The organism is Janthinobacterium sp. SUN026 (assembly GCF_030397625.1).
Taxonomy (GTDB): Bacteria; Pseudomonadota; Gammaproteobacteria; order Burkholderiales; family Burkholderiaceae_D; genus Janthinobacterium; species Janthinobacterium kumbetense.
The window spans coordinates 87,897-106,771 of the sequence record NZ_JAPQNU010000007.1 but is presented as its reverse complement, the minus strand read 5'-3'; the positions used below and the strand labels follow the sequence as shown (position 1 = coordinate 106,771).

13 protein-coding genes are annotated in these 18,875 nt (G+C 60.1%); 8 read left to right on the top strand and 5 right to left on the bottom strand.

Features of this window, described 5'->3' with window-relative positions; genetic code table 11:
* Positions 1 to 35: 35 nt before the first annotated feature.
* Entirely contained in the window at positions 36 to 1,220 is a 1,185-nt protein-coding gene (dinB, locus tag OX459_RS25055; protein WP_289906977.1) for a DNA polymerase IV, read from the top strand.
* A 118-nt stretch (positions 1,221 to 1,338) separates the two neighbouring features.
* Entirely contained in the window at positions 1,339 to 2,235 is an 897-nt protein-coding gene (locus tag OX459_RS25050) for a recombination-associated protein RdgC (protein ID WP_034754435.1), read from the top strand.
* Between the two features lie 132 nt (positions 2,236 to 2,367).
* On the opposite strand, the gene OX459_RS25045 is transcribed toward OX459_RS25050, so the two are convergent.
* Positions 2,368 to 5,049, bottom strand: coding sequence for a TonB-dependent receptor (locus OX459_RS25045; protein WP_289906976.1), 2,682 nt, complete (start codon positions 5,047 to 5,049; stop codon positions 2,368 to 2,370).
* Between the two features lie 609 nt (positions 5,050 to 5,658).
* Positions 5,659 to 6,144 (bottom strand): asparaginase domain-containing protein, encoded by a 486-nt coding sequence (locus OX459_RS25040; protein WP_034781194.1) that lies wholly within the window; start codon positions 6,142 to 6,144, stop codon positions 5,659 to 5,661.
* 178 nt (positions 6,145 to 6,322) lie between these two features.
* Here OX459_RS25040 and OX459_RS25035 point away from each other — a divergent pair, with 178 nt between their 5' ends.
* The gene (locus OX459_RS25035; protein WP_289906975.1) at positions 6,323 to 7,096 is read left to right on the top strand and encodes an L-asparaginase; all 774 of its coding nucleotides are present in this window, start codon (positions 6,323 to 6,325) and stop codon (positions 7,094 to 7,096) included.
* On the opposite strand, the gene OX459_RS25030 is transcribed toward OX459_RS25035, so the two are convergent.
* On the bottom strand, positions 7,084 to 8,097 hold the full coding sequence (locus OX459_RS25030) for a D-2-hydroxyacid dehydrogenase family protein (protein ID WP_289906974.1): 1,014 nt from the start codon (positions 8,095 to 8,097) through the stop codon (positions 7,084 to 7,086). The genes OX459_RS25035 and OX459_RS25030 overlap by 13 nt on opposite strands.
* Before the next feature lie 328 nt (positions 8,098 to 8,425).
* On the opposite strand from OX459_RS25030, the gene OX459_RS25025 reads away from it, so the two are divergent.
* Positions 8,426 to 10,297 (top strand): phosphoenolpyruvate carboxykinase (GTP), encoded by a 1,872-nt coding sequence (locus OX459_RS25025; RefSeq protein WP_289906972.1) that lies wholly within the window; start codon positions 8,426 to 8,428, stop codon positions 10,295 to 10,297.
* Positions 10,298 to 10,482: 185 nt separating this feature from the next.
* Here the strand turns inward: OX459_RS25025 and OX459_RS25020 are convergent, their stop codons facing one another.
* On the bottom strand, positions 10,483 to 11,568 hold the full coding sequence (locus OX459_RS25020; protein WP_289906971.1) for a hypothetical protein: 1,086 nt from the start codon (positions 11,566 to 11,568) through the stop codon (positions 10,483 to 10,485).
* 197 nt (positions 11,569 to 11,765) lie between these two features.
* Entirely contained in the window at positions 11,766 to 14,615 is a 2,850-nt protein-coding gene (gene uvrA / locus OX459_RS25015; protein ID WP_077398180.1) for an excinuclease ABC subunit UvrA, read from the bottom strand.
* 381 nt (positions 14,616 to 14,996) lie between these two features.
* Between uvrA and ssb the strand changes: the two genes are divergently transcribed.
* From ssb to OX459_RS24995, 4 genes are all read left to right on the top strand, one after another.
* On the top strand, positions 14,997 to 15,506 hold the full coding sequence (gene ssb, locus OX459_RS25010) for a single-stranded DNA-binding protein (RefSeq protein ID WP_034781209.1): 510 nt from the start codon (positions 14,997 to 14,999) through the stop codon (positions 15,504 to 15,506).
* Positions 15,507 to 15,744: 238 nt separating this feature from the next.
* Entirely contained in the window at positions 15,745 to 17,196 is a 1,452-nt protein-coding gene (locus tag OX459_RS25005; protein ID WP_289907061.1) for a UbiA family prenyltransferase, read from the top strand.
* Positions 17,193 to 17,558 (top strand): hypothetical protein, encoded by a 366-nt coding sequence (locus OX459_RS25000; protein WP_289906968.1) that lies wholly within the window; start codon positions 17,193 to 17,195, stop codon positions 17,556 to 17,558. Before OX459_RS25005 ends, OX459_RS25000 begins: the two co-directional genes overlap by 4 nt.
* Positions 17,558 to 18,799 carry a glycosyltransferase family 39 protein gene (locus tag OX459_RS24995; RefSeq protein ID WP_289906966.1) on the top strand — a complete coding sequence of 414 codons (1,242 nt, stop codon included), beginning with the start codon at positions 17,558 to 17,560 and terminating at the stop codon, positions 18,797 to 18,799. The genes OX459_RS25000 and OX459_RS24995 overlap by 1 nt, the downstream gene beginning before the upstream one ends.
* Positions 18,800 to 18,875 lie beyond the last annotated feature (76 nt).

The window sequence follows — 18,875 nt, the reverse complement described above, 5'->3', positions numbered from 1 at the left end:
CAATGAAGGCAAGCCGATCCGCCGCGAGGTGTTTTTTGATTTCATCTGCCCCCACACTTGCCGAAGCACCCGCCGCGCGCCGCTGGATCGCCCACCTGGACATGGACGCCTTCTTCGCTTCCGTGGAACTGTTGAAATATCCGGAATTGCGCGGCGAAGCCGTCGTCATCGGCGGCGGGCGCCTGCAGCAGCCCGTGCTGCAGATAGACGGCACGCGGCAGTTTGCGCGCATGCGCGATTACGTGGGGCGCGGCGTCGTCACCACGTCGACCTATGCGGCGCGCGCGTTTGGCGTGTTTTCCGCCATGGGCATCATGAAGGCGGCGAAACTGGCGCCCGACAGCATCCTGCTGCCGGCCGATTTCGAGGCCTACCGCGAGTATTCGGCCCGCTTCAAACAAGCCGTGGCCCAGTTGTGCCCCATCATCCAGAACGTGGGCATCGATGAAATCTATGTCGACCTGACGGAACACGGCGCGCAGGCGCCGGCCATGGCGGCGCGCCTGAAGGCGGCCGTGTTCGAGGCGACGGGCCTGTCGTGCTCGATTGGCCTGGCGCCCAACAAATTGCTGGCGAAAATCTGTTCCGACTTGGAAAAACCCGACGGACTCACCATTTTGTCGCCCGAGGATATCGCCACGCGCGTGTGGCCCTTGCCGGCGAAAAAGATCAACGGTATCGGCCCGAAGGCGACGGCCAAGCTGGAAGCCCTGGGCATCATCACCATCGGCGAACTGGCGCAAGCCGACATGGCCATGCTGCGCACGCAGTTTGGCGACCTGTACACGGGCTGGCTGCGCCAGGCGGCGCTGGGCATCGACGAGCGGCCCGTGCAGACGAGCCGGGAAACCAAGTCCGTCAGCCGCGAAACGACGTTTGAGCGCGACTTGCAGGTGGTGCGCGACCGCGCCACGCTGTCGGAAAAGCTGGAAAGCCTGTGCACGCGCGTGGCGGGCGACCTGGACAAGCAGTCGCTGGCGGGGCGCACGGTGGGCATCAAGCTGCGTTTCGAGGATTTCAGCACCGTCACGCGCGACATCACCTTGCCCAGCGCCACGGCGGACGCCGCCGCCATCCTGCGGGCCAGCCGCGATTGCTTGCGGCGCGTGCCATTTGAAAAGAAAATCCGCCTGCTGGGCGTGCGTATCTCGACCTTGTCCGATCCGGCCATCGTGATGCGGCAGGCGCCGGCCCAGGCGGAGCTGTTTCCAGCCCTGTAGCGGCATTCCCCACGCATCAACAACACCGCGTCAGTCCGCGCTTTTGACGGCATTCCCGTGTCGAAAGTGTAGAATGGCGTTCCCCTGGCACTACTGAAACAAACGGAAGACAAAAACTATGTGGTTCAAGAATCTTCAGATTTACCGCCTGCCCGCACCATGGGCCTATACGCCAGAACAACTGGAAGAGGCCTTGTCCTCGAACAAATTTACGCCGGCGACCAGCATGGATCTGATGCGCCAGGGCTGGGATACGCCACGCCCGAACGGCGGCCTGGTCCACGTGGTCAACAAGCAGATGCTGATCTTGCTGGGTACGGAAAAGAAACTGTTGCCAGCGACCGTCATCAACCAGGTGGCCAAGGCCCGCGCCGCCGAGATGGAAGAAGCGCAAGGCTTTGCACCAGGCAAGAAAGCCATGAAGGAATTGAAGGAACGCGTGGCCGACGAGCTGTTGCCGCGCGCCTTCAGCATCCGCAGCAACGTCTGGACGTGGATCGATCCCGTCAATGGCTGGCTGGTGGTCGATGCCGCCAGCCCGGCGAAAGCCGATGAAGTCATCAAGCTGCTGCTCAAAGCCGTGGACAAGTTGCCGCTGGAAAGCCTGCGCGTGCAGCGCTCGCCCGTGGCGGTGATGACGGAATGGCTGCAGGCGGACGATGCGCCTGCCGGCTTCACGGTCGACATGGATACGGAATTGCGCGCCACGGGCGAGAGCAAGGCCACCGTGCGCTACGTGCGCCACACCCTGGAAGCGGACGACGTGCGCCGCCACATCGCGGCCGGCAAGCAGTGCACGCGCCTGGCCATGACGTGGAACGACAAGATTTCGTTCGTGCTGACGGAATCGCTGGCCATCAAGAGCGTCAAGCCGCTGGACGTGATCAAGGAAACGGAATCGAGCACGAAGAACGACGAAGAGCGTTTCGACGGCGACGTGATGCTGATGACGGGCGAGTTGAGCAAGCTGATGGCCGACGTGGTCGAAGCCCTGGGCGGCGAAGCGACTGCATAAGCGCAGTCATACCGGTACGAAAAAGGAGCTGCGGCTCCTTTTTTTTCGCCTGTGGATTGCGAAAAGATAAAAAAAGCGCCTTGCACGGTGAAGTGCAAGGCGCTTTCGGACAAGCTAATTCACGACGTCAAATTAGAACTTGTAGTTGCCGGTGATGTAGAACGTGCGCAGCATCGGATCGGCGTAACGCGGATCGAAGCCAACCTGGTGGCCGGACGACGCACGCAGCGACAGCGGTGGATTGCGGTCAAACAGGTTCTTGATACCGGCACGGATCGACGTTTTGTTGTTGATCGCGTAGCGGCCTTGCCAATCGAAGGTGATGTGCGACGGCACGTCCAGGCGGATCTTTTCGATGCCTTTGGTGTCGACGTTGTATACCTCGGTCAGGGCATCGGTGTAGCCATTGCGATAGTTCATCACCATCGTGTTGCTCAGCTTGCCGGTGTCCAGCGTGGCGGTCAGCTTGATCAGATCGCGGAACGTCACGGCCTGGTTGATGCCGTAGATGTTCAGGCTGCTGGTCCAGTCGTTACGCGTACCTGGCACGGTGTAGTCTGCCTTGAGCATGTGGGTGCCGTTCAGGTTGACCGTCAGGTTGCCGAAGTCCAGCTTCTTGCGTGCCGTCATGTCCCAGTCGATACCGCGGTTATGCATTTGGCCGATGTTCATGGCCAGCGACTTGAATGCATAGAATGCCTTCGGGCTTTCCGCCGGCGTGAACATGACGAAGTAATCCTTGTATTTTTCCGGATTCGAGAAGGCCAGCGATTCGGCCACCGACGATACGGCGTCAAAGATTTTCACATCCCACAGGTCGGCGCCGAACGAGAAGCTCGAGTTAGGCTCGACGCGGAAACCGGCCGTGAATTGCTTCGACGTTTCCGATTTCAGCTCAGGATTGCCACCGGACAGGCGGTTGTATTGCTTTTTGCTGTCCTGGCAACCTGGCGTACCCGGGAATGGGCAGTCATACGAGGTGGAGGTGAAACCGGAGCTGACCAGTGGCTGGCCCAGGTCCAGCATGCTTGGCGCCTTGAAGCCCGTGCCGTAGGAGCCGCGGATCAACAACGACTGCACTGGCTGCCAGCGTGCCGACACCTTGTAGGTCGATGCGCTTTCGCTCTTGCCGGTGGTGGTGTGGGTCAAGCCATTGTCGACTGCCGACACATTGTCCAGACGCGCGCCGATGGTCACTTCCACGGTCTTGGTGACTGGGGCCAGCAATTCGGCGAAAACGCCATACGTCTTGCGGCTCAGGTCATAGGCCTTCTTGCTTTCAAAGCCATAGATGGTGTCCTTGGTGGCACCGGCATCTGGCGTTTGCTCGTAGCTGTATTCGCGGTAGTCGCCGCCGATACCGATGTTGGCCATACCGCCTGGCAAGCTAAACACTTCACGCGAACCATGGGCATCCACGCCGCGCAGGGTGGTCGATGCGGTACGCACGGAACCGCTGAATTGCGAGTCGTTGATCAGTTGCTGGATCGCGGCCGATTGTTGGCCTGGCAACGCCAAGGGATTGAAATCCTTGTTGTTGAGCAAGGACAGGAGGTTCCCGCGTTTCGCATAGCCGCCCACGTAGCGCTCGTTGATCGCGTTTTTCGACCAGGTCAGGCCGCTGCTGTAGTTCCAGCCGGCGAACTCGCCTTCGACACCGACCACCAGATGCTTGGTGTCGGTAATCGACTGGCTGGCACGCGGGCCCCAGTCGACGAGACGGTAGTTGGCGATGACCGATGACAGGCCGTCTTGCTGGGCATCCGTCAGGCCAGGCTGGATGTATTGGCCGTAACCAGGCAATTGCGTGATCTTGCCAGTTTTTTCATCGCGGTTGAACAGCGTGATCGGTACCGGATTGGCGGCGATACGCGCCGTCAGGTCATAGTGCGACAGCGCCACTTCGGCAAAGGCCGTCATGTCGTCCGAGACCTTGTAGCTGGCGCGGGTAAACAGGCTGTCGCGTTTCGATTGCGGCACGATTTCCACCATCGAGGCGCCGTCGAAGCCGCACGCATTGCTATTCGTGTGCGAGACATAGTTTTGCGGTGCGCAATCGCCGTTGGCCTGCTTGTAGGGATTGTAGGTGTAGCCCTCGGTCGGATTGTTGTCCTTGAAGGACAGCGCGACGTTGGCCGGAGCTGCCGACGAGCTGGTGTTGTTGTAGACGTAGTTTTTGCCGTTGCGGCTGAACGGAATGTAGCCGCTGCGGGCGAACGAGCGGTCGGTGGCGCGCACTTTCTCTTGCTCATCGTGACGATAGCTGACCATCACGTTGTAGCGGTCTTCGTCCAGATTACCGAAACCGTAGGTGATGTTGGTATTCCAGCTATTGCCGCCGCCGCTGTGTTCTGGCGCGGTGTAGGTGGCTTCGACGTTGCCGCCTTGCAGGTTCTTCTTCAGGATGAAGTTAATCACGCCGGCAATGGCGTCCGAGCCGTACAGGGCCGAAGCGCCGTCGGTCAGGATTTCGACACGTTCAACCGCGCTCATCGGAATGGCGTTCAGGTTGACCGTGTTGTCGGCGCCTTGCGGAGCAATGCGGCGGCCGTTCAGCAGGACCAGGGTATAGCTTTCGCCGATGTCATGGATCGAGGCGCTGGTACGGCCACCGGAATCGGAGCCGGCTGCCGTGGCGCCGATCTGGAAACCTTGCATGGCAGGCAGATTTTGCACCAGGTCGGCAATCGTGGTGGCGCCGGTCTTGGCGATCGCTTCGAGCGACAGGCGCTGCACAGGCAAGGCGCCTTCGACAGCGATACGCTTGATACTCGAACCGGTAATTTCAACTTTTTGAATTGCTTCGTCCGCCATGGATTGGCCAGAGAACAAGACGCTACCTGCCAGTACGGTCAGGGCCAGGCGTACGCTGCGTACGCCAATTTTTTCTTTAAATGCCATTGTAACAATTACTCCGTAGTAGTTTTAATAACGACAAGCAGTACACGAGCACCGCTCTGGCCATCGGGTAGATGACCAGCGGTGCTCGTGTACGGTAGGCGGAACCACGTCGGTGGGAGGTGGAAGACTACTTAGCGCAATATTGTTATAAATGCACTTTTGACTTGTCGAGGCGAACATTATGTCGTCTCAGCAAGAAAAAATGCATATCAACCGTGTCAGATTTGGCAATAAATTATGGATACAGAAGAATATTTAATTTAATTGTTAAATTGCAGTTTTATATTTAATAATATCGGTGTTTTTAAAAATGATCAATGGCGTTTTTTTACAACATAAAATTATTGTATTGGCAATTTGATGTTTTACCTGCAATAATTCGATGAAATCTGTGGTTTCGCAGAATTTATGAATGGCCAAAAAACATAAAAAAAGCCCGTTGAAAACGGGCTGGTCGAATTGTGACAAAGGGTCAGTCAGGCCGCGGGCCGGTCTGCTTTTACCCCCTGTCCTGGCATCGGCTTACAAGGGCTGGAATACGCCGGCGGCGCGGTTCTTTTGCACATTGTCCCAGGCGAAGATCTGGCCATTCATGGCCACGTACACGCCGGCTGGCAAGGTTTGCGCCACGCCGCAGGCAAAGCCCAGGTTGAACAGGGCGTCGGAGTTGTCGATTTCGTAGGGAATCATGGCGCCCGTCAAAATGACCGTTTGCTGCAGGTTCGCCGCGCCCAGCACCTGCGCCGTTTCGCGCATGGTGTCGGTGCCGTGGATGATGACGATGGCTTTTTCCTGTGCCGCGCGGCACGAGGCCAGCACGCGCTGGCGGTCCGCATCCTGCATGTCGAGCGAATCGAGCAGGGGCAATTGCTCCAGCGCCACGGGCGCCGTCATGCGCGCGCGGGCAATCGCTGCCGGCAAATGACTGTCGGAAAAGCCCAGGGTACCGTTCAATTCGTTGTAGTGTTTGTCGAAAGTGCCGCCAGTGGCGAGTATGCGCAAAGTCATGATGTGGTCACGATGTCAGTGGAGAATGACGCGCATGATAGCGTGGATTGGCAGCGTTGCGTGAATGCTGCCGCAGATGGGCCAGCGTGCCTGCCGCCCCGCTACCGCGCCGCATCTGGAAAATTTGGCCATCTGTGAGTACACTGGTTTCTTTGTTTGCCTGCCACCCCGACTCCGTATGAAAGCGCTCGCTCCCGGCACCGTCATTTTTCACCGCCACCGCGGTTACGGGGTGATCACGTCCGTCAATTTGCTGACGGGCTGGATCGCCGCCCGTTTCGGCAGCGAAGCGCGGACCCTGGACCTGAACCTGTCGACCGACGACGTGCAGTTTGCCGATGGCGAAGCGATCCTGTTTCGCCGCGCGCCGCCGGACCGCATGCCGCATGCGCGCCTGATGGCCATGGTGCGCGAACTGCACCAGGCCGGCTATCAGAAGCTGTATCTGTACTCGTGGCCCAAGCCGTCCGGCCTGCACTGGCGCTGGCATTTGTTTACGGGGCCGCGCGACTGGATGCAGCGGCCCTGGCGCGAAGGCTGGTACGGTTCGGGCGCCGATTACAACGTCAACCCGGTGATGGGCTGGGGCGATACGCCGGGCGCCACCACTGGCGAGCTGATCGATGCCCTGGCCCGTTTCGACCCGCAGGGCCTGGCGCAGGCGCTGGGACGCGACGATGACCATAGCGATTGGTTTGGCCGCGTCTGCGATGCTTTATTACCCGATTACATGTACAGCCTGGACATGCAGCGCACGCCAGGCGAACCCTTGGCCGACATGCCGCCCGTGCCGGTCGTTGCCGTGCGCGCCGGCGTGGCGGCGTACACGGGACCGGACATCGCCTGGCCGCCCGGCTGGGCCGGCCTGTGGCGCGGCCGCCACGTGCTGCCCGCGCCCGCCATCCGCATCACGGGCGAACCGGACTTGTTGAAGGGCTTTCAGCGTTCCTGAGGAGCTTGCCGCGCATGCGCCAGCGCCTCGGGATTGAGCAGGCGCGTGCATTGACCTTGCGCAAAATCAACGATGTTTTGCAAGGCGTAGCGGAAATACAGTTCATAGCTGTCACGCTCGACGTAGCCCAGGTGTGGCGTGGCCAGCACGTTCGGCAGCAGCAGCAATGGCGAGCCTGGCGGCAGCGGCTCGTCCGTAAATACGTCCAGCGCGGCGGCGCCCGGGCGACCCTGCGACAGTGCCGCTTCCAGCGCGCCCTCCATCACCAGCTCGGCGCGGCTCGTGTTGACGAACAGGGACGTCGGCTTCATGCGCGCCAGGTCCTCGGCTGTTACCAGGCCACGCGTCGCATCGGACAGGCGCAGGTGCAGGGTCAAGACGTCGGCCTGTTCAAAGAACGCTTCCCGCGATGTGGCGGCCGTATCGCCGGCCGCCACGGCCGCCGCGCGGCTCGCTTCGCTGCCCCACACGAGGATGGTCATGCCGAAGGCGCGGCCATAGCCGGCGATCAATTGCCCGATCTTGCCGTAGCCCCAGATCGCCAGGGTGCGCCCTTTCAATACCGTGCCGAGCGTATTGCGCTGTGGCTCCAGCGACGATGTCTGCCACAGCCCTTCCTGTAAATGTTGCGCGTACGGCACGATCTTGCGCTGCGCCGCCATGATCAGCGCCCACGTCAGTTCGGCCGGCGCCGTGGGCGAGCCGATGCCTTCCGCGATGGCGATGCCCAGCTCGGTGGCGGCCGGCACGTCGATGTGCCCGCTGACTTTGCCCGTTTGCGAAATCAGTTTCAGGTTCGGCAGTTTCGACAGCAGGGCGCGGTTGAAACTGCTGCGTTCGCGGATCAGCACCAGCGCGTCGTATGGCGCCAGGCGGATCGCCAGCTGGCCCAGGCCCCGCGCCGTGTTGCTGAACACCTTGACCTCGTGGCCATCGAGCAACTGGAAGCAATCGAGGCCGCGCACGGCATCCTGGTAATCATCGAGTATGGCAATTTTCATGGTGGATGGCCGATTTTAGTGAGGATTTGGTAGGGAAATAACAGGATACGGGAAATGCTGAATAGCCTACTACATTAGTCAAGCTATTCTCCTACATTTTTGCGAGAATAGCCGTTACGCGGGTGTACAATCGCCGGCACTTTTGAAGCTTCCTGATTATAGTTATAGCGCAAACTGTTCCTGCAGCCTGGGTGCATGATCCAGGTAAACGACACCAGAGCCCTGCCGGCGTGAGCATACCGCCCGCAGTGAGCCGCAGCCACCTCTCAACGATGCTGCCTGTCTTGCCGGAATGACCAGAATTTCTTTTATTGGTATTGGAGGTAATATGAATCAGCCCGTCATGGGTGGCGTCGCCGCACTCAACGTCCCAGCTTATATTAAACAACAGAAACTGATCAACTGGGTGGCCGACATTGCTGCGCTGACCAAGCCAGAGCGTATTTACTGGTGCGATGGTTCGCAAGAAGAGTATGAGCGCCTGTGCGCTGAAATGGTTGCCAGCGGCACCATGAAAAAACTGAATGCGCAAAAGCGCCCGAATTCCTACCTGGCCTGCTCCGATCCGAGCGACGTGGCCCGCGTCGAAGACCGCACGTATATCTGCTCGGCAACAAAAGAAGCGGCCGGCCCGACGAACAACTGGACCGAGCCTGGCGAAATGCGCCACACCTTGAATGGCCTGTTCGATGGTTGCATGCGCGGCCGCACCATGTACGTCGTGCCCTTCTCGATGGGCCCGCTGGGTTCGCCGATCGCGCACATCGGCGTGGAACTGTCCGATTCGCCATATGTCGCCGTCAACATGAAGATCATGACCCGCATGGGCCGTGCCGTGTACGACGTGCTGGGCGCGGATGGCGAGTTCGTGCCGTGCGTACACAGCGTGGGCGCACCGCTGGCCGCCGGCCAGGCCGACGTGAAATGGCCGTGCAACAGCACCAAATACATCGTGCATTTCCCGGAAACGCGCGAAATCTGGTCCTTCGGTTCGGGTTACGGCGGCAACGCCTTGCTGGGCAAGAAATGTTTCGCCCTGCGCATCGCCTCGAACATGGGTTACCAGGAAGCGCAAGCATCGGACAGCAACCCGGGCTGGCTGGCCGAACACATGCTGATCCTCGGCGTGGAATCGCCGGAAGGCAAGAAACACTACGTGGCGGCAGCGTTCCCGTCCGCTTGCGGCAAGACCAACTTCGCCATGCTGATTCCGCCGGCAAGTTTTAACGGCTGGAAAGTGACGACCATCGGCGACGATATCGCCTGGATCAAGCCGGGTGCCGACGGCCGTTTGTACGCCATCAACCCGGAAGCCGGTTATTTTGGCGTGGCGCCGGGCACCAACGAAAAAACCAATTACAACTGCATGGCGTCCATGCGCGACAACACGATCTTCACCAACGTGGCGTTGACGGACGACGGCGACGTCTGGTGGGAAGGTTTGACGAAAGAAGCGCCAAGCCACCTGATCGACTGGCAGGGCAAGGACTGGACGCCCGCGTCCGGCACCAAGGCGGCGCATCCGAACGCGCGCTTCACGGTTGCGGCAACGCAAAACCCTGTGATCGACGCCGCCTGGGACGATCCGGCCGGCGTGCCGATCTCGGCCTTCATCTTCGGCGGTCGCCGCTCCACCACCGTGCCGCTCGTCACTGAAGCGCGCAACTGGGTCGAGGGCGTCTACATGGCCGCCACCATGGGCTCGGAAACGACGGCTGCCGCCGTGGGCCAGATGGGCGTCGTGCGCCGCGATCCATTTGCCATGTTGCCGTTTATCGGCTATAACATGAGCGATTACTTCCAGCACTGGCTGGACATGGGCGTCAAGGTGGGCAAGGTCAACTCGGCTGCCCTGCCGAAGATCTATTGCGTCAACTGGTTCCGTACGGACGAGGCTGGCAAATTCGTCTGGCCTGGCTTTGGCGACAACATGCGCGTGCTCAAATGGATGCTGGAGCGTATCGAAGGCAAGGCGGGCGGCGTGGAAAACCTGTTCGGCACGACGCCGCAGTATGGCGACCTGAACTGGGATGGCTTGCCATTCACGCAAGAACAGTTCGACACCATCACCTCGATCGACAAGGCCGCGTGGGTGGAAGAATTGAAATTGCATACGGAGTTGTTCGAAAAACTCGCGTATCATCTGCCGCAGGAATTGGCAGGTCACAAGGCGGCGCTGGAAAAGCGGCTGAGTGCGTAAGTTAGCGTCAAGCGGCGCCTGACAAGCTTGTCAGGTGTGAAGAGTTGTAGTGGGGGAGAAACACGCCGGCAAAGACTGGCGTGAGATAAATGACACGCCGGCAATGACTGGGGTGCTAGCAAAAAGAGAAACGGCGCGGATTGCATGAGCAATCCGCGCCGTTTTTTATTGCGCGTTTGAGGCGTCTAGCCTGTCTGGGCCGGCACGAAGTAAATCGGATAGACCTCGTCCATCATTGCTGGGCATTCATCCGGCTTTGCCTTTGGAAATGTGACTGACAGGGACGCTGTCTCATGCAAGCGGTCTTCCACTTCCAGCACGCCTGCGTAGGCCTTGACCTCGCGTGCGGCAGGCGCCTGGCAATCGCCGACCGCCAGTTCGCGGCCATTGCCATGAAAGCTGCTGCCATGGGCGATGTCGGTACACAGGGACGGCCAGTATTGGAATGAAAAAAAGCGTCCTGGCGGCGCGGTTTGCTGCCTGTCTTCCTGATGTAATTTGTGCCGCATGAAGTACATCACAAGCGACTCATACGCGTCGTAGGCTGGTGGCCAAGCCAGTTGCAAGGGCTGGCTGGCCAGCTTGGCGGTCCTGGAGCAAGTGCCACCCTGCGCCATCTGCAAACGCTCACGCCGCGGTGCGCCGTCTGTGCGAATGGAAAATTGGCCTGGGGCATTGATGCGCAAGGGCGTGGTGCCCATGCGCAGCACCGCTGTTAGCTTGCGCTCTGTAGAGCGATAGCTGATGTCGTACAGCTTGCCAGGCTTGAAGCCTTCGCGCGCCTCGATCCTGTATAAGCCATAGTTGGCATCGATTTCCTCGCTGACCTCACGCAAGCCCTGCTGCATGGCGAAGCGCTTGACAGCATCGCTCGGCCCCTCCGGTTCCGGTTTGTCCCAGCTCCGTTCCATGGCTTTCACTCTGCGGCATATCGGCATGGACGCGTTCTTCTCTTCGGCGCATTGCTGCATTTCCGGGCTGGCCAGATAGTAAATATAGGGCTGTACTCCCACCTGTTTTTCCACGCGCAATCGTACCGCCACCGGTGTCAGCTTGCGCCCCGTACCGCGTTCGATAATACGAAACCGCTTGGTGGAAAGGGGGACTGGCGGGCCGACAAGGATATGGCCATCCTGATCCCTGAGCAGGAAATCGGGAGATTGATTTGGAAGAAACAGGATGCCGCGTGCATTGGCAGGCACCGTGACCACGGCCGGCTTGCCGGATGCGGCCGGTGCCGCATGGAGGAACTCGCCGGATATCGCCTGCATGCAGGAACACGCCACCGCCACGCTGGACGACAGCAACCATGACGTGGTTACGCAATGGCGAACCCAGCTGGATAAACGTGAAGGGAAGTGCGGCATGTTTTCTCTGAAAGCCGGTGCTGTGACCAGAGAAAATAGTTTCCCATAGAAAAATCCCCCGGACAAGATCATTCGCCGGGGGATCGAGCGGGAGGCGCGGCTTATTGCTTGAGCAGCGGCCCCAGGTATTTACCCGTCACGCTGGCCGGATTCAGGGCCACGTCTTCCGGCGTGCCCGTGGCGATGATCTGTCCGCCGCCGGCGCCCCCTTCGGGGCCCAGGTCGACGATCCAGTCGGCCGTCTTGATGACGTCCAGGTTGTGCTCGATGATGACGAGGGTGTTGCCCTGGTCGCGCAGGCGGTGGATGACTTTGAGCAGCAAGTCGATGTCGTGGAAGTGCAAGCCCGTCGTCGGTTCATCGAGGATGTACAGGGTGCGGCCCGTGTCGCGCTTGGACAATTCCAGCGACAGTTTCACGCGCTGCGCCTCGCCGCCGGACAGGGTGGTGGCGCTTTGCCCCAGCTTGATGTAGCCCAGGCCCACGTCGAGCAGGGTTTGCAGTTTGCGCGCGATCAAGGGGACCGGCTTGAAGAATTCATGCGCCTCTTCCACCGTCATGCCCAGCACTTCCGTGATGTTCTTGCCCTTGTATTGCACTTCCAGCGTTTCGCGGTTGTAGCGCTTGCCGTGGCACACGTCGCATGGCACGTAGACGTCGGGCAAGAAATGCATCTCGACCTTGATCACGCCATCGCCCTGGCAGGCTTCGCAACGTCCGCCCTTCACGTTGAACGAGAAGCGGCCCGCGCTGTAACCGCGTTCCTTGGCCGTCGGCACGGTGGAGAACAGGTCGCGGATCGGCGTAAACAAGCCCGTGTAGGTGGCGGGATTCGAGCGCGGCGTGCGGCCGATCGGCGCCTGGTCGACGGAAATGACCTTGTCGAAGTGTTCCAGGCCGCTGATCGAGTCGTGCGGCGCCGGTTCCGTCTGCGAACCATACAAATGGCGCGACAGGGCAGGATACAAGGTATCGTTGACGAGCGACGACTTGCCCGAGCCGGACACGCCCGTGACGCACGTCATCAAGCCCACCGGCAAGCTCAGCGACACCTTTTTCAGGTTGTTGCCCGTCGCGCCAGTAATGAGCAACTGCTTTTCCGGATTGCTGGCGTGGCGCTTGGCCGGCACGGCGATTTTCAGCTTGCCGTTCAGGTACTGCGCCGTCAGCGATTTCTTGTTCTTCAAGATCTCGGGCAAGGTGCCTTCGGCGATGATTTCGCCGCCGTGCACGCCCGCGCCGATGCCCATGTCGACGATATAGTCGGCCGTGCGGATGGCGTCTTCGTCATGCTCGACCACCAGCACGCTGTTGCCGATGTCGCGCAAGTGTTTCAAGGTTTCGATCAAGCGGTCATTATCGCGCTGATGCAAGCCGATCGACGGTTCATCGAGCACATACATGACGCCCGTCAAACCGGAGCCGATCTGCGACGCTAGGCGGATGCGTTGTGCTTCGCCGCCGGACAGCGTGTCGGCGCTGCGGTCCAGCGACAGGTAATCGAGGCCCACATTGTTGAGGAATTTCAGGCGAGAAATGATTTCCTTGACCACGCGGTCGGCGATCTCTTTCTTGGCGCCCGTCAGTTTCAGCTTTTCAAAGAATTCCAGCGTCTCGCGCAGCGGTTTTTCCGCCACTTCATAGATGGCGCGCTGCTGCTTGCCCGTGCCGACCTTGACGAAGCGCGCCTCCACGCGCAGGCGCGCGCCATCGCATGAGGGGCAGCATTTTTCATTGATGAACTTGGCCAGCTCTTCCTTGACGGCCATCGAGTCCGTTTCGCGGTAGCGGCGCTGCAGATTGTTGACCACGCCTTCGAACGTGTGTTCCTTGATGACGGTGCGGCCCCGTTCGTTGACATAGGTAAACGGAATCACTTGCTTGCCGGAACCGTACAGCACGGCTTGCTGGGCATTCAGTGCCAACTGCTCGAACGGCATGTCCAGGTCGAACTCGTAATATGCGGCCAGGTTCGACAGCATCTGGAAGTAAAACTGGTTGCGGCGGTCCCAGCCCTTGACGGCGCCCGAGGCGAGCGACAGGTTCGGGAACGCGACGATGCGTTTCGGGTCAAAGAATTCAATGTGTCCCAGGCCGTCGCATTCGGGGCAGGCGCCCATGGGGTTGTTGAACGAGAACAGGCGCGGTTCCAGTTCCTGCAGGGAATAGCCACACACATTGCAGGCGAACTTGTTGGAGTACACGTGTTCCTGGGCCGTATCCATTTCGTAGGCGATGGCGCGGCCATCGGCCAGGCGCAGGGCCGTTTCGAAACTTTCCGCCAGGCGCTGCTTGATGTCCTGGTTCACCTTGACGCGGTCGATGACGACGTCGATCGTGTGTTTTTCTGTTTTCTTTAATTTCGGGAGGTCATCGACTTCATAGATTTTCGCCGCGTGCGTGCCGCTCTGCACGCGAAAACGCACGAAGCCCTGCGCCTGCATCTGCTCGAACAGGTCTACGTGTTCGCCCTTGCGGTTGGCGACGACGGGCGCCAGGATCATCAGCTTGGTGTCTTCCGGCATGGCCAGCACGGCGTCGACCATTTGCGACACGGACTGGGCGGCCAGCGCGTTTTCCGGGTGGTCGGGGCAGTAGGGCGTGCCCACGCGCGCATACAGCAGGCGCAAATAATCGTGGATTTCCGTCACGGTGCCCACCGTCGAGCGTGGGTTGTGCGAAGTTGCCTTCTGTTCGATGGAGATGGCGGGAGATAATCCCTCGATCAGGTCGACGTCCGGTTTTTCCATCAGCTGCAGGAACTGGCGCGCATACGCCGACAGCGACTCGACATAGCGGCGCTGGCCTTCCGCATACAGGGTGTCGAAGGCCAGCGAAGACTTGCCGGAGCCGGACAAGCCGGTAATCACGATCAGCTTATTGCGCGGCAAATCGAGATTGATATTCTTGAGGTTATGCGTGCGAGCGCCGCGAATGCGGATCTGTTCCATGTGATTGCCTTGCTTTCAGTGAGTGGTGCGGCCGGCGCATTGTGCCTGGGTGCAGATGAGGAGCCACAACGGGTCAACCTGTTACTATAGCCGGGTTTTGCTCTGCATGCCTGAGGCAGCCACGGGCGGATTGCGCCGCCAGGCGAACGTGCCCTGACAAAGTTTGATACAGATGCGTGCAGACGTTTAAACACTGTATATAATACCAGTATTCAAGTTTCTTGTTTTCACCTGCCGTGAAAAAAACGTGCTGCCGCACGGGAGAGGGCGTCCGCCAGAAAGCGGGTGCTTTGCGCCGCGTGGTCGCTTATAATCCTCGTTTAGTACACTAAACTAACGCGCGGGACACCGGCTCCCGCTGCAGTTCATCAGGAGTTATTCATGGCATCAGTCAACAAAGTCATCATCGTCGGCAATCTGGGCCGTGACCCGGAAATCCGCTACATGCCTAGCGGCGACGCGATCGCCAACATCGCCGTGGCCACTTCGTACAAATCGAAGGACCGCAACACGGGCGAACAAAAAGAATTGACAGAGTGGCACCGTATCTCGTTCTTCGGCCGCCTGGCGGAAATCGTCGGCCAATACCTGAAAAAAGGTTCGTCCGTCTACGTGGAAGGCCGCCTGCAAACCCGTAAATACACGGACAAGGACGGCGTCGAGAAGTACGCAACCGACATCATCGCGGAACAGATGCAAATGCTGGGCGGCCGTTCCGGCATGGGCGGCGACGCCGGCGGTGGCGATGACAGCTACGGCGGTGGCGGCGGCTACGAAGCCCCGGCCCCACGCCAGGCACCGGCCCCGCGTCCGGCACCAGCCCCGGCGCCACGTCCGGCACCGAAGCCGGCGCCGAACTTCTCGGACATGGATGACGATATTCCGTTCTAAGACGCACTACGTCATTGCTGCATAACGCCTCGCAAATCCTGGATTTGCGAGGCGTTTTTATTTGTTGTTGCGGGTTTCTTTTTTTGCGGGTCTCTTTCAGGTGCTACGGGCGTTCAGCTCAAGCAGATAACCGCTCTCTTCCTTGATATATGTTGGTCATCGCCATCGTGGCTCCCCCTATAATTTAATCACTGCTTTCAGCACTCCATCTGCCATGCCACACCAGAATCGGGAGAAAATGGTGGCTATTTCGACCAAAGCGCCCCTGGTTGTCGATCTTGACGGAACGCTGACGCCAACCGATACCCTGCTGGAATCCGTCATCCAGGTGGTGAAGCACTCCCCGCTCAATGTGCTCCGCATGCCGTTCTGGCTCATGCGAGGGCGGGCGGGCTTCAAGGAAGCCATTGCGGCGCATGCCGGCATCTCGGGCGAACATCTCCCTTACCGCGCGTCCCTGCTGGACTACCTGCGCGAGGAAAAGCGCAAGGGCCGCATGATTGTCCTGGCGACGGCGGCCCACCATTCGATTGCCCGCAACGTGGCCGGGCACCTGGGCCTGTTCGACAAGGTGCTGGCGACGCAGGCCGGTCGCAACCTCAAGGGCAAGGCCAAGCTGCAAGCCATTCGGGAGCAAGTCGGGCCATGCTTTGTGTATGCCGGCGACAGCAAGGCAGATATTCCCATCTGGCAAGCCGCCGAGGCGGCGGTGCTGGTGGATGTCGCCTGGAATACGGCCCAAGCCGTGCGGCGGCACGTTCCGATCGAACGCGAGTTTCCGGGAGCGAGCGGCGGGCTTGGCGTGTGGCTCAAAGCCCTGCGTGTCCACCAGTGGTTAAAGAATCTGCTGCTGTTCGTGCCCCTGCTGACGGCATTTTCCTTCCTCGACCTGGGCAAGATGAGCACCATGGCCGTGGCTTTCCTGGCGTTCTCCTTGGCGGCCTCCGCCACCTACATGGTCAACGACCTGTGGGACCTGGAAAGCGACAGGGCGCACCCCCGCAAGCGGCTTCGCCCTTTTGCCAGCGGCCGCCTGCCGATTCTGAAGGGCTTGGTCGTGGCCGCGGGGGCCTTGCTCCTGGCCCTCGTTCTGGCCTGGTCCGTGTCGAATGCCTTTCTCCTGATGCTCCTGCTTTACCTGGTGCTGACCAGCGCGTATAGCTGGGTGCTCAAGGAATACGTGCTGATCGACGTGCTCATGCTGTCCTTGCTATATACCTTGCGGATCCTGGCCGGTTCCGTTGCCATTGGCACTGCCACGAGTTCCTGGTTGCTGGCTTTCTCGGTCTTCATGTTCCTCAGCCTCGCCCTGGTGAAGCGCTGTGCGGAGCTGGTCACCCTGGAGGGAAATGGCAAGGCAGCCACGCGTGGACGGGATTACCGGGTGAGCGACCTGGCCGTGTTGTGGCCCCTGGGGGGCGGGGCGGCCCTCTCCGCCGTGGTGGTGTTCGGACTGTTCATCAGTGCGCCGGAAACGCAGGGGCGCTATGGCACCCCGCAGATGCTGTGGCTGGTTGCCCTGGGATTGATTTACTGGCTTGCGCGCCTGTGGGTGAAAACTTCCCGGGGTGAAATGCACGATGACCCGGTGATCTACGCCCTCAAGGACCACGGCAGCCGCATGACCGTCTGCGCCATGGTGGCCGTCATGCTGGGCGCGCATTTTCTGGTGTTGGGTACTTACCCATGAACACGTTCTGCATTGCCATCCTGAGCATCGCGCTATCCGTCATGGCGCAGTTCTCATTGAAGACCGGCATGTCCAGTGACGGGGTGCAGGCGATGATGGCGCAGCCCAAGTCCTTCATGACCCTCATGCATATCCTCACGGACAAGTATGTGCTGGGGGGATTCCTCCTGTATGGCCTGGGAGCGGTGGCCTGGCTAGGCGTGCTGTCGCAATGGGAAGTGAGCAAGGCCTATCCGCTGGCAGGCTTGGGATTCGTGCTCACCCTGCCAATCGCCTGCCTGCTGGGCGAGCAGGTCAGCCTGCCCCGTGTGATGGGCGTGGCGCTGATTTGTGCGGGAGTATTTTTGGTGGGGAGGAGTTGATGAATGACAAGCATGATGCCCAACAACAGCGAGATTGGCTGTGGCTGGCAATCATCGCAGGCATCGGCCTTGCCCTGAGGGTGGCGGCAATTGCGGGCTTCCAGCATGTGCCGGAAGGCGATGAACTTGCCTACCGGAGCATGGCGCTTAACTTGCTTGGCGGGAATGGCATCGTCGACAGCATGGGTAACCGCGCGATGTATAACGTGGGCTATCCCCTGTTGATACTCGCGCCTGTCTTTTTCCTCTTTGGCGACGATCTCCTGGCGGTTCGCCTGGTGAACATGTGCCTGGGCGGCGCGGCAATCGTGCTGTGCTACCTGGTGGCCAGAGAGGCTGGCGCAGGCCGGTCGGGGCGTCTCATCGCCGCGGCTGCCTGGGCGCTCTATCTGCCAGGCGGCATCTACGGGATCTATCTGGCGAAGGAAAACCTGATGATTCCCCTGATGCTGGGTGTCATGTGGTGTGCGCTGAGACTGGCACGCCAGCCCTCGAAGAGCGTGGCGACCGGGTGCGGAGTACTCTTCGGTCTGTTGGCATTGACGGGCAATGCCGCCTTGTCACTGCTTGCAGTCCTTGCATGGGCGTTGCTGCTGTCTCCCGCATCGACGGCCCGGCGGGCAAGCCTGGCCATGCTCGCGCTGTCAGCGGCGCTGGTGATTTCCAGCCCATGGCTGCTCCGGAACATGCAAGTGATAGGCGCCCCTGTCTTGAACACCAATGGCGGCTTCAATCTGTATTTGGGTAACAATCCCGCCGCGACAGGCATGTTCATTTCCATCTCGGAAACTCCACGCGGCCCTACCTGGGATGCCCTTCGGAAAACGGGGGAAGTCCAGGCTTCCGAGACCTTGAAACAGGAGGCTATATCTTGGGTGAAGGCCCACCCGGCAGCGTTCCTGGCATTGGCAGCGAAAAAAGCGGCGTACTTCTGGACGCCTCCCCTGCATGCGGGAAAAGGCAACCAGTCGCCGGCAGAAAAGCTTGTACGTCTGCTGTGGACGATACAGTTCCTGCTCCTGATTGCCGGTGCTATCGGGACTGTGCTGATGCCAAGGCTCAGGAATCGGCAGGTCGCCCTGCTCTGGCTGGCGCTTGCGTGCTACACGGGCGTTCACATGCTGTTTTACGTGATCTTCCGATACCGTGAACCCATGATGCCGGTCCTGGCCGTGATGACGGGCCTGGTGCTGGAATCGCTCGTGACCGCCCGACGCCAGGCCGCGCATCCGGCCAGATAAGACAGGGGCGGCGCTCCCGCATCTTATTGGCCCCTTGCCATAACATGGGGAGCATGTGGTGGCGAACGCACCTCTT

Coding starts and splice junctions, on each gene's coding strand:
- OX459_RS25050 (WP_034754435.1), top strand. CDS start 1,339: ATGTGGTTCAAGAATCTTCAGATTTACCGCCTGCCCGCACCATGGGCC.
- OX459_RS25045 (WP_289906976.1), bottom strand. CDS start 5,049: ATGGCGGACGAAGCAATTCAAAAAGTTGAAATTACCGGTTCGAGTATC.
- OX459_RS25040 (WP_034781194.1), bottom strand. CDS start 6,144: ATGACTTTGCGCATACTCGCCACTGGCGGCACTTTCGACAAACACTAC.
- OX459_RS25035 (WP_289906975.1), top strand. CDS start 6,323: ATGAAAGCGCTCGCTCCCGGCACCGTCATTTTTCACCGCCACCGCGGT.
- OX459_RS25030 (WP_289906974.1), bottom strand. CDS start 8,097: ATGAAAATTGCCATACTCGATGATTACCAGGATGCCGTGCGCGGCCTC.
- OX459_RS25025 (WP_289906972.1), top strand. CDS start 8,426: ATGAATCAGCCCGTCATGGGTGGCGTCGCCGCACTCAACGTCCCAGCT.
- OX459_RS25020 (WP_289906971.1), bottom strand. CDS start 11,568: ATGCAGGCGATATCCGGCGAGTTCCTCCATGCGGCACCGGCCGCATCC.
- uvrA (WP_077398180.1), bottom strand. CDS start 14,615: ATGGAACAGATCCGCATTCGCGGCGCTCGCACGCATAACCTCAAGAAT.
- ssb (WP_034781209.1), top strand. CDS start 14,997: ATGGCATCAGTCAACAAAGTCATCATCGTCGGCAATCTGGGCCGTGAC.
- OX459_RS25005 (WP_289907061.1), top strand. CDS start 15,745: ATGGTGGCTATTTCGACCAAAGCGCCCCTGGTTGTCGATCTTGACGGA.
- OX459_RS25000 (WP_289906968.1), top strand. CDS start 17,193: ATGAACACGTTCTGCATTGCCATCCTGAGCATCGCGCTATCCGTCATG.
- OX459_RS24995 (WP_289906966.1), top strand. CDS start 17,558: ATGAATGACAAGCATGATGCCCAACAACAGCGAGATTGGCTGTGGCTG.